The following is an 8,392-nucleotide window of genomic DNA, read 5'->3' as shown; positions in this document are numbered from 1 at the left end:
CGGTCCGGCAGGGGCGGATCACGCCCCACGCGGCAAGCTTGCCGCCGCGCAGCAGTGCGCGGCCGACGTGTCCTGGCGCATCGATCCAGGCGCGCAAGAACGCCGCGCGCGGGGCGGGGAAGACGGTGGCGTCGTCAGCTTGTACAAGCGCAAATGGGATCGTATCGAGCGCAACAATCTCGGCGGGTGGCCTTGGCGGCGATGCAACGATGCCGCCATAGCGGATATTGGGGTAAGCCAGCTGAAAGCCTGACTTCTTATAGTTGTCCTGCTGCGCCACAACGCCGTCGAGCCCGATCACCCGCGCGCCCGCATGCGCGATCGCGGCGTTCCAGATACGCAGGCCGTAGCCTCTGCCACGAAAGCCTGCGCGCACGATGTAGAAGCCGAGGAAGGCGAAGCGTTCGTCATAGGTGACGCAGGACACTGATGCGACCGGCTCGCCGTCGATCTCGCCGACGAAGAAGCCTTTTGCGTCGGGAATCGCGAAGCAGGCGGCGTCTCGCAGGCCGGGATTCCACCCTTCCGCCGCGGCCCAGTCGATGGCGATGGAGATCTCCTCAGGGCGCAGATTGCGGATCTGCAAATCACTCATGTCGTGGTGCCTCGTGACGATGGGCTTATTGGCAGGTCTGGCTTGCGGGCAAGTCTGGCTGTAGAAGGCCAGACGGTAGGCTGAGCCCTAGCAGACTGAATTTGGGTTCGCCTCTACGTTATCACAGGGATGGTCAGTCATGGCAGCAGAGAAGGTCGCGCTCGTCACCGCAGGCGGCAGCGGCATGGGAGCGGGAGCCGCGCGGCGGCTTGCGGCCGACGGTTTTCACATCGCGATCCTGTCATCCTCCGGCAAGGGCGAGGCGCTCGCAGCCGAGCTCGGCGGGTTTGGTGTGACCGGCTCCAATAAGTCGCATGACGATCTGAAGCGGCTCGTCGACGGGGCGCTGGCGAAGTGGGGACGCATCGACGTGCTGGTCAACAGTGCCGGCCACGGCCCTCGGGCGGCGATCACCGAGATCACCGACGAGCAGTGGCACATCGGTCTCGACACCTATCTGCTCAACGTGATCCGTCCTGTCAGGCTGGTGACGCCGGTGATGCAGGCGCAGAAGGGCGGTGCCATCATCAATATCTCGACCGCCTGGGCGTTCGAGCCGAGCGCGATGTTTCCGACCTCGGCGGTGTTCCGCGCGGGTCTTGCCGCTTTCACGAAGATCTTCACCGACACCCATGCGGCTGACAATATCCGCATGAACAACGTGCTGCCGGGCTGGATCGACAGCCTGCCGCAGACGGATTCGCGCCGCGACAGCGTGCCGCTGAAGCGTTATGGCAAGGTCGAGGAGATCGCGGCGACCGTCTCGTTCCTGGCGTCCGAGGGAGCGGCCTACATCACCGGCCAGAACATCCGCGTCGACGGCGGGCTGACCCGCTCGGTCTGAGGCCGGTGCTCAGGCGTGCGCCACCAGCCTCGCCAGCGCAGGCAGGATCCTGTAGCGGGCAATCTCGTGCGGGTAGTCGGCGCGATTGGCGAGCAGTACGATGCCGATCCGGTGCGCCGGCACGAGGCCGATATAGCCCGATGCGTTGTTGAGGCCGCCCGGCTTGTCGACGATGGTGATGCCGGGCAGGTGGACGGTCTCCCAGGCCATGGCCTGGCCGAAGGTCGCCTGCTCGTATCTCTGATCGACGTGGAAGGCTTCGCGCTGCGTCATGCGCAATGCCTCCCGAAGACGCGGGTCAATGCTGCGGTCGTCGACACAGGCGGCGACGAATGTCGCAAGATCGCGCGCGGACGAGAACATCTGGCCCGTGCCGGGGAAGTCGAAATAACTCTGCTGGCCTCCGATCGGCCCGATCGCGCTGCCCTGGTCGGAATAGCCCTGCACGACGCGCCGTATTGTGGCCTCGTCCATGACCGCGCGATTGTCCGGTCCTCGTTCGGGAACGGACGTTGCGCGCATGCCGAGCGGCTTGAGCACGCGGCTTTCGATCAGCCCGGCGATCGGCGTGCGATAGCAGCGCTCGAGCACGAGCTGAAGCAGGACGTAGCCGGCGTGGCTGTAGATGCGCTGCTTGCCCGGCGCGACGCCTGCGGGCGGCACGAAGGCATTGAGCATCGCGATGAACTGCTCCTGCGAATAGGACTCGTTCGGCCAGGGCGGGTGATCGGTCGGCAGCAGCAATCCTGATGTGTGGGTGGCGAGCTCGCCGAGGGTGACGTTGCGGATATAGTCACCGCCGAGTTCCGGCAGATATTTCGGTACGGGATCGTCGAGCCTGAGCTCGCCGCGCAGCGCGCCTGATGCCACCAGCGCGGCCTCGAACGGCTTTCGCAACGAGGCGAGGTTGAACAGCGTGTCCGGTGTCACGGGCCGCCTGGTTGCGGCGTCGGCAAGGCCGTAGCTGAAGAATTCGACATGGCGGCCGGCATAGAGCGCGGCGGCGAGGCCGCCCGGATGATCCGGCGTCGCGGTGGGCGCGAGCTCGGCCGCGACGATGTCGCGGATCTGGGCGATCATGTCGGAATCCGCCAGGGCACGGCCCGGCCTCGCCAGCGCGACCGCCAGGGGAACCAACGCGGCGCGGGCGAGAGATCGCCTCGTAATGTGTGGGGAGGTGACAATAGGCGGCACGTGCTCGATCTGATCATGCGGTGCGCCCCCGAATGTTGTTCTAGCGGGGAGGGCTGCGCATCCCAATTCACGATTGCGCGCGCAGGTTCCGCTTCGGGCTACAGCAAATACTTAGCTTCTGAGCTAACAATCATTGACGCCCGCTCGCGACACGGTTATAGTTAGCTTCATGGCTAATCAATTATCCCGGCTCGACCAGGTTTTCGCGGCCCTCGCCGATCCGACGCGGCGGGCGATCGTGATGCGGCTGTGCACCGGCGAGGCCTCGGTCGGCGAGCTGGCCGAGCCGTTCGACATGGCGCTGCCGAGCTTCATGAAGCACATCCACGTGCTGGAGCTGAGCGGCCTCGTGCAGTCGGAGAAGTCCGGCCGCGTGCGCACCTGCCGCCTCAGCCCCGAGGCGCTGGTCGGTGCGGAAGACTGGTTCCAGCACCAGCGCGCGATCTGGGAGGCGCGGCTCGACCGCTTCGAGGCTTACGTGATGAAGCTCAAGCAGGAGAGGGCGGCCGCCAAGCGGCCGTCCAAAACGACAGAGAAGACAACCAACAAGCCAGGCAAACGGAAAGGGACCTGACGATGACGAATGCTGCCCTGTCGCAATGGTCGATGGACCGCGAGATCGTGATGTCGCGCGTGATCGACGCGCCGCGCGATCTGGTGTTCGAGGCGTGGTCCGACCCGAAACATCTGCCGCAATGGTTCGGGCCGAAGGGCTTCAAGATCGAGACCTTCGAGATCGACGTGCGGGTCGGCGGCGTCTGGCGCTTCAACATGATCGGCCCTGACGGCACCGTCTATCCGAACCGCATGCGCTTCCGCCGCATCGAGCGACCGTCCCTCATGGAGATGGACCACGGCGTCGACCAGGACGATGATCCCGGCATGTTCCGCTTCACTATCACCTTTGCCGAGCAGGCCAACGGCAAGACCGTGCTGATGATGCGGCAGCTGGCAGCGAGCACCGAGCAGCGCGATGGCATGATCGGTTTCGGCGCCGTCGAATACGGCTACCAGACGCTGGACAAGCTTGCGGCCTATGTCGAGGGGCTGAGGAAATAGATTTCGACGGGATTCGGGGGCGCCTCGAAGTGGCGTCCCCGGAATAGACTTGGAAACGCCGGCGACTTTGCGATTATGACAGCGCGCCCAGGCCAATTATGACAGTGGCGTCACTCAGATTTCTGTCGCCGGGAACGAAGGATTTATGACAGAATTGCTACCGTTGGATGTCAAGACGACTACGACGGAGCGGTTCATGTTGCAGTGGCAGGCACGGTCAAATCCCCTGGCGTGGTGGTGGGGGTCCCTGACGCTGGTCAGCGCTGCGAATATTCTCGTCTGGTTCATGCTGTATCGCGAATTCTATCCGAACGTCGCCGGCAGAGTCGGCGGCGGCTCGGATATCGGGCTGATGTTCGTGCTCTGCGCGGCCTATGTGTTCGGCTGTGCCTTCCGCTCGGTATTGCCGCGCGCCGACGTGCAGCGCATCTGCCTGTTCGACACCTGGCTGTCGAGCGTGTTTGTCGGCCGCACGGTCGCGACCGTGGCTGAAGTCTGCTTCGCCGCGCAGTGGGCGATCATCCTGCATCAGCTCGGCCGGATGACGGGCGCCGACACCGCGGTGAACATCGCGCTGGTGATCGTGCCTGTTATCATCATCGCGGAGTGCTTCTCCTGGTACGCGGTGGTGACGACCAGCTTTCTCTTCAACGCGATCGAGAACTCGCTGTGGGCGGTGACCTTCTTCCTCGCCGGCATCGCGCTGTGCCGCCTGACTCCGGAATTCCAGGGCGTGGTGCGCTGGGCGCTGATCGCGGGCGTCGTCGGCATCGCCTGCTTCCTCGCCTTCCTCGTCACCGTCGACGTTCCCATGTATCTCAGCCGCTGGCGGGCAGGGCACGCCGAGGGCGGAAGAGTTTTGGGGCTCCTCGAAGGCCTGCACGACGTCGCGACGCGATGGGTGGTGACCCACGACATCGCGCATTGGAAGGGCGAGCTGACCTGGATGTTCCTTTATTTCAGCGCCGCCGTATGGTCGAGCCTCGCGCTCTGCGCGCTCTATGCCATGGAAGGCTATCTCACGCGGTATCTGGCCTGAGGGCTATTTCCCGACCAGGCTGCACTTGCTGCGGTCGAGCGGTCGGAAGGCCTGGTCGGGCGGAATGGTCGCGACCAGCTTGACGAAGTCCCACGGGCCCTTGGATTCCGCTGGCGTCTTGACCTGCACCAGATAGAGATCGTGCACCATGCGCTGGTCCTCGCGGATGCGGCCGCTCGTCGTGTAGGCGTCCGACACCGGCGTCGCCTTCATCTTTGCCATCACGGTCGCGCTGTCGTCGGAGTCCGTATCCTTCACGGCTTGCAGATAGTGGCGCACGGCGGAATAGACGCCGGCCTGGATCTGCGAGGGCATCGCCTTGCGGCGGGCATAGAACGCATCGGAGAATTTTCGCGCGGCCGGCGAGACGTCCTCGAAGAACGAGGTGACGATGAGATCGCCGCGCGTCGCCTTCAGGCCGACCGCCTCGATATCGACGTTCTGGAACGACATCGGCACGATCTTGATGCCTTGATCTGCAAGGCCGAATTCCTCCGCCTGCTTGATGGCGGTGGCATTGTCGCCGGCGACGTTGATCGCCAGGATCTTGGCGCCAGAGGACTGCGCCTGGAGCAGGAACGACGAGTAGTCGGGCGTGCCGAGCTGCGCCTTGACGCTGCCGGCGACCTTGCCGCCGAGTGCGGCGATGCGGTCGCGCGCGGTCGCCTCGATGGAGTGGCCGAAGGCGTAGTCGCCGGTGATGAAGAACCACGGCTCCTTGCTGGTCTGCATGACGCCGGAGACGACCGCGGTCGCGGTGGAATAGGCGTCCTGGGTCCACTGCACGCTCGACGGCGCGCAGGCCTCATCGGTGAGCTGGTTGGCGCCGGCGCCGGAGATCAGGAAGATCTTTCCGTTGCCGCGCACCAGCTCCTGCACGGCGAGTGCCGCGCCGGAGCTGCCGCCATCGGCGATCGCCTGCACCCCGTCGCTGAACCATTTTCGCGCGAGCGAGGCCGCAAGATCCGGCTTGTTCTGGTGATCGGCCTGCAAAATCTCGATCGGCTTGCCATTGATCTTGCCGCCGAACTCTTCTGCCGCCATCCGCGCCGCCTCGACCGAGCCGGGGCCCATCGCGGTCGCGAAGATGCCGTTCATGTCGGTGAGGACGCCGATGCGGACGGCATCGCCTTTGATATCGGCGCGGGCAGTGCCCGCCAGCGCCAATGTGATCAGCAAGATGGCGGTAGACGGGGTGCGGATGATGGCCATGGCGTTTCCTGATTTTATCGTTGATGGATCGGCTGCAAGGTCAGGCCGCCTCGGCGACGACCTTGTTGCGCAAGATTCCGATGCCGGAGATTTCGACCTCGACGGTGTCGCCGGGGCGCATCCACAAAGGCGGCGTGCGCTTGGCGCCGACGCCGCCAGGCGTGCCTGTCACGATGACGTCGCCGGGGGCGAGCGGGCAGATCGTCGAGATGTAGGCGATCAGCTCTGGCACGGCGGTGATCAACAGATCCGTCGTCGTGTCCTGCACCACGGCGCCGTTGAGCCGCGTCTGCAGCGTGAGCCTCGACGGATCGGGAATCTCGTCCGTCGTCACCAGCCAGGGGCCGAAGCTGCCGCTCTCGGCAAAGGTCTTGCCGGAAAGGAACTGGCTGGTGTGGCGCTGCCAGTCGCGGATGCTGCCTTCATTGTAGCAGGCATAGCCGGCGATGTGTTGAAGCGCGCCGCTCGCGGAGATATGGCGGCCCTGCTTGCCGATCACGAGTGCGAGCTCACCTTCATAGTCGAAATCGTCGCTCACTTTCGGCTTCACGATCGGCTGCAGATGGCCGACCTGACTGCAGGGGAAACGGACGAACAGCGCTGGTTTCTCAGTGACGGTGCGCCCGGTTTCGGCGACGTGGTCGCGATAATTGAGGCCGACGCAAATAATCTTGCCGGGATCGGGAATGACGGGCGCGAAGCTGATCGCGTCGAGCGGATGATCCGGCGCCGTGGACGCAACCAGCTTTGCCGCTTCTGCGATACGGCCAGTTTCGAGCAACTGCCGCAGGCTGGTGCATCCTGCCATACGCGTGCCGAGATCGACGACGCCGTTGTCCTTGACGGCTCCGAAGGAGGCGCGGCCGTTGGCGATGAAAGAGAGCAGCTTCATGACGTATCCTGTGTGGGGTCAGGCCGCGGACGGCACTTGGGTTGGAGGCGCAATGGTGGCGACAAGCCGGTCGAGCTCGGCATCGTTGCGCGCGGCGCCGCGGATGTAGCGGTCGGGACGAACCAGCGCGGCGACGATGCCGTGCTCGCGCAGCCAAGGGCCGATGCCGTCGGCATCGTCGTTGGTGAGGATGTTGATCCCCGGCTGTGAATGAGCAAAGCGCGCCCCGCTTTCGACAATCAGCAGGTGGCTGTAACCAATCCGATCGTCGCTGCGGCTGCCGTCCTTCAGCGTGAATTGCGGCGCGAGATGACCGGTGAGCGGCAGATCGCCAAGCGCAAGCCCGGGGCCGAGCAGGGGCTTTTTGACCTCAAGTTTGACTGGCGCATTCTTGCGCGCCTGCCCGGCGGCGAGGCCGGCTTCGATCGCCTTGGTGTTGATGACGCCGCCGAGGCGGATGGCGAGTTCGATGAACTCGCGGACATGCGGCTGGCGCTCGCTCTGATAGGTGTCGAGCAGCCTGGCATCGGCGCCGCCGCTGACGACGCCGGCCAGCTTCCACGCAAGATTGGCGGCATCGCGGATGCCGGCGCACATGCCTTGGCCGAGGAAGGGCGGAGTCTGGTGCGCCGAATCGCCCGCAAGCAGCAGGCGGCCGTTCCGCCATTGCTGCGCGATCACGGAATGAAAGGTGTAGACCGCGGCGCGCTCGAGTTCGGCATCATCAGGCGTGATCCAGCGCGACAGCAGCTCCCAGACCTTGGCGGGCTGCGCGACGTCGTTCGAATCCTCGTCCGGGAGAACCGTGATCTCCCAACGCCGCCGCGAGCCGGTGCCGCGGACATAGGTCGCCGGCCGCTTGGGATCGCAATGCTGAAGGCTGTAGTCGCCGAGATCGTCGCGCTCCCGCTTGAGCAGCGCGTCGATCACCAGCCAGCGCTCGTGAAAGCCGAGATCGTCCATGCCGGAGCCGATGAAGCGGCGCACCAGAGATCGCGCGCCGTCGCAGCCGATGACGTAACCGGCGCGGACCTCGCTGAGCTTGCCGTTGGAGAGGTCCTCAAAGCGGACCCGCACGCCGCTCTCATCCTGGTCCAGGGCAAACACATCGCAGCGGCTGCGCAAGCTGACATGCGGCCAGCGCGCGAGGCCTGAGATCAGCACGTCTTCCAGGTCAGGCTGGTGGAACCGATAGCTGAGATTCCAGCCCATCGGCGTCAGGGTCTGCGGCCGCGACCAGTCGAGCAACATTTTGCCGTCGGCATCGAGGAACAGCATGCCGGGGCTGAGGATGAGATGCGGCAGGATGGCCTCGGCAAGGCCAATGGTCTGGAACACCCGCATGCATTCGTCGTCGAAATGCACCGCGCGCGGCAGATGATAGGTTCGCGCCTCGCGCTCCAGCACCAACGTGCGGACGCCGCAGAGGCCGAGCAGGTTGGCCAGCGTCGCACCGACCGGCCCACGGCCGACGATCACGACGTCAAACTCTTCAGGTGCGGATTTATCTTGCATGGGGCTATCTCTTCCCCATCAGGCGCCACCGCTTCAACGGCG

At 64.9% G+C, this 8,392-nt stretch carries 9 protein-coding genes; 4 read left to right on the top strand and 5 right to left on the bottom strand.

Features of this window, described 5'->3' with window-relative positions:
* A partial coding sequence (locus tag HYH07_RS26595) for a GNAT family N-acetyltransferase (RefSeq protein ID WP_220005269.1) occupies positions 1-595 on the bottom strand: 595 nt, incomplete at its 3' end.
* A 139-nt stretch (positions 596-734) separates the two neighbouring features.
* Between HYH07_RS26595 and HYH07_RS26590 the strand changes: the two genes are divergently transcribed.
* Entirely contained in the window at positions 735-1,439 is a 705-nt protein-coding gene (locus HYH07_RS26590; RefSeq protein ID WP_220005268.1) for an SDR family oxidoreductase, read from the top strand.
* A gap of 9 nt (positions 1,440-1,448) precedes the next feature.
* Here HYH07_RS26590 and HYH07_RS26585 read toward each other — a convergent pair whose 3' ends face one another.
* Positions 1,449-2,519 carry a serine hydrolase gene (locus HYH07_RS26585; protein ID WP_220005267.1) on the bottom strand — a complete coding sequence of 357 codons (1,071 nt, stop codon included), beginning with the start codon at positions 2,517-2,519 and terminating at the stop codon, positions 1,449-1,451.
* A 283-nt stretch (positions 2,520-2,802) separates the two neighbouring features.
* Between HYH07_RS26585 and HYH07_RS26580 the strand changes: the two genes are divergently transcribed.
* The 3 genes from HYH07_RS26580 (at position 2,803) to HYH07_RS26570 (ending at position 4,731) form a co-directional block, all read left to right on the top strand.
* Positions 2,803-3,207, top strand: coding sequence for a helix-turn-helix transcriptional regulator (locus HYH07_RS26580; protein ID WP_220005266.1), 405 nt, complete (start codon positions 2,803-2,805; stop codon positions 3,205-3,207).
* A 2-nt stretch (positions 3,208-3,209) separates the two neighbouring features.
* Positions 3,210-3,692, top strand: coding sequence for an SRPBCC family protein (locus HYH07_RS26575; protein WP_220005265.1), 483 nt, complete (start codon positions 3,210-3,212; stop codon positions 3,690-3,692).
* 196 nt (positions 3,693-3,888) lie between these two features.
* Positions 3,889-4,731 (top strand): hypothetical protein, encoded by an 843-nt coding sequence (locus HYH07_RS26570; RefSeq protein WP_220005264.1) that lies wholly within the window; start codon positions 3,889-3,891, stop codon positions 4,729-4,731.
* 3 nt (positions 4,732-4,734) lie between these two features.
* On the opposite strand, the gene HYH07_RS26565 is transcribed toward HYH07_RS26570, so the two are convergent.
* From HYH07_RS26565 to HYH07_RS26555, 3 genes are read right to left on the bottom strand one after another with little or no spacing between them, the layout of a single operon-like run.
* The gene (locus tag HYH07_RS26565) at positions 4,735-5,943 is read right to left on the bottom strand and encodes an ABC transporter substrate-binding protein (RefSeq protein WP_220005263.1); all 1,209 of its coding nucleotides are present in this window, start codon (positions 5,941-5,943) and stop codon (positions 4,735-4,737) included.
* A 40-nt stretch (positions 5,944-5,983) separates the two neighbouring features.
* On the bottom strand, positions 5,984-6,835 hold the full coding sequence (locus HYH07_RS26560; RefSeq protein WP_220005262.1) for a fumarylacetoacetate hydrolase family protein: 852 nt from the start codon (positions 6,833-6,835) through the stop codon (positions 5,984-5,986).
* An 18-nt stretch (positions 6,836-6,853) separates the two neighbouring features.
* On the bottom strand, positions 6,854-8,350 hold the full coding sequence (locus HYH07_RS26555) for a bifunctional 3-(3-hydroxy-phenyl)propionate/3-hydroxycinnamic acid hydroxylase (RefSeq protein WP_220005261.1): 1,497 nt from the start codon (positions 8,348-8,350) through the stop codon (positions 6,854-6,856).
* Between the last annotated feature and the right edge of the window lie 42 nt (positions 8,351-8,392).

The organism is Bradyrhizobium sp. BR 10261 (genome assembly GCF_019455395.1).
Classification (GTDB): Bacteria; Pseudomonadota; Alphaproteobacteria; order Rhizobiales; family Xanthobacteraceae; genus Bradyrhizobium; species Bradyrhizobium manausense.
Note: the sequence above shows the minus strand (reverse complement) of the source record. Positions and strands in the feature narration are given on the sequence as shown.

Bases quoted from the DNA above. Each gene is read 5' to 3' on its own strand.
- HYH07_RS26575 (WP_220005265.1), top strand. From the start codon at position 3,210: ATGACGAATGCTGCCCTGTCGCAATGGTCGATGGACCGCGAGATCGTG.
- HYH07_RS26580 (WP_220005266.1), top strand. From the start codon at position 2,803: ATGGCTAATCAATTATCCCGGCTCGACCAGGTTTTCGCGGCCCTCGCC.
- HYH07_RS26560 (WP_220005262.1), bottom strand. From the start codon at position 6,835: ATGAAGCTGCTCTCTTTCATCGCCAACGGCCGCGCCTCCTTCGGAGCC.
- HYH07_RS26585 (WP_220005267.1), bottom strand. From the start codon at position 2,519: ATGATCGCCCAGATCCGCGACATCGTCGCGGCCGAGCTCGCGCCCACC.
- HYH07_RS26565 (WP_220005263.1), bottom strand. From the start codon at position 5,943: ATGGCCATCATCCGCACCCCGTCTACCGCCATCTTGCTGATCACATTG.
- HYH07_RS26570 (WP_220005264.1), top strand. From the start codon at position 3,889: ATGTTGCAGTGGCAGGCACGGTCAAATCCCCTGGCGTGGTGGTGGGGG.
- HYH07_RS26555 (WP_220005261.1), bottom strand. From the start codon at position 8,350: ATGCAAGATAAATCCGCACCTGAAGAGTTTGACGTCGTGATCGTCGGC.
- HYH07_RS26590 (WP_220005268.1), top strand. From the start codon at position 735: ATGGCAGCAGAGAAGGTCGCGCTCGTCACCGCAGGCGGCAGCGGCATG.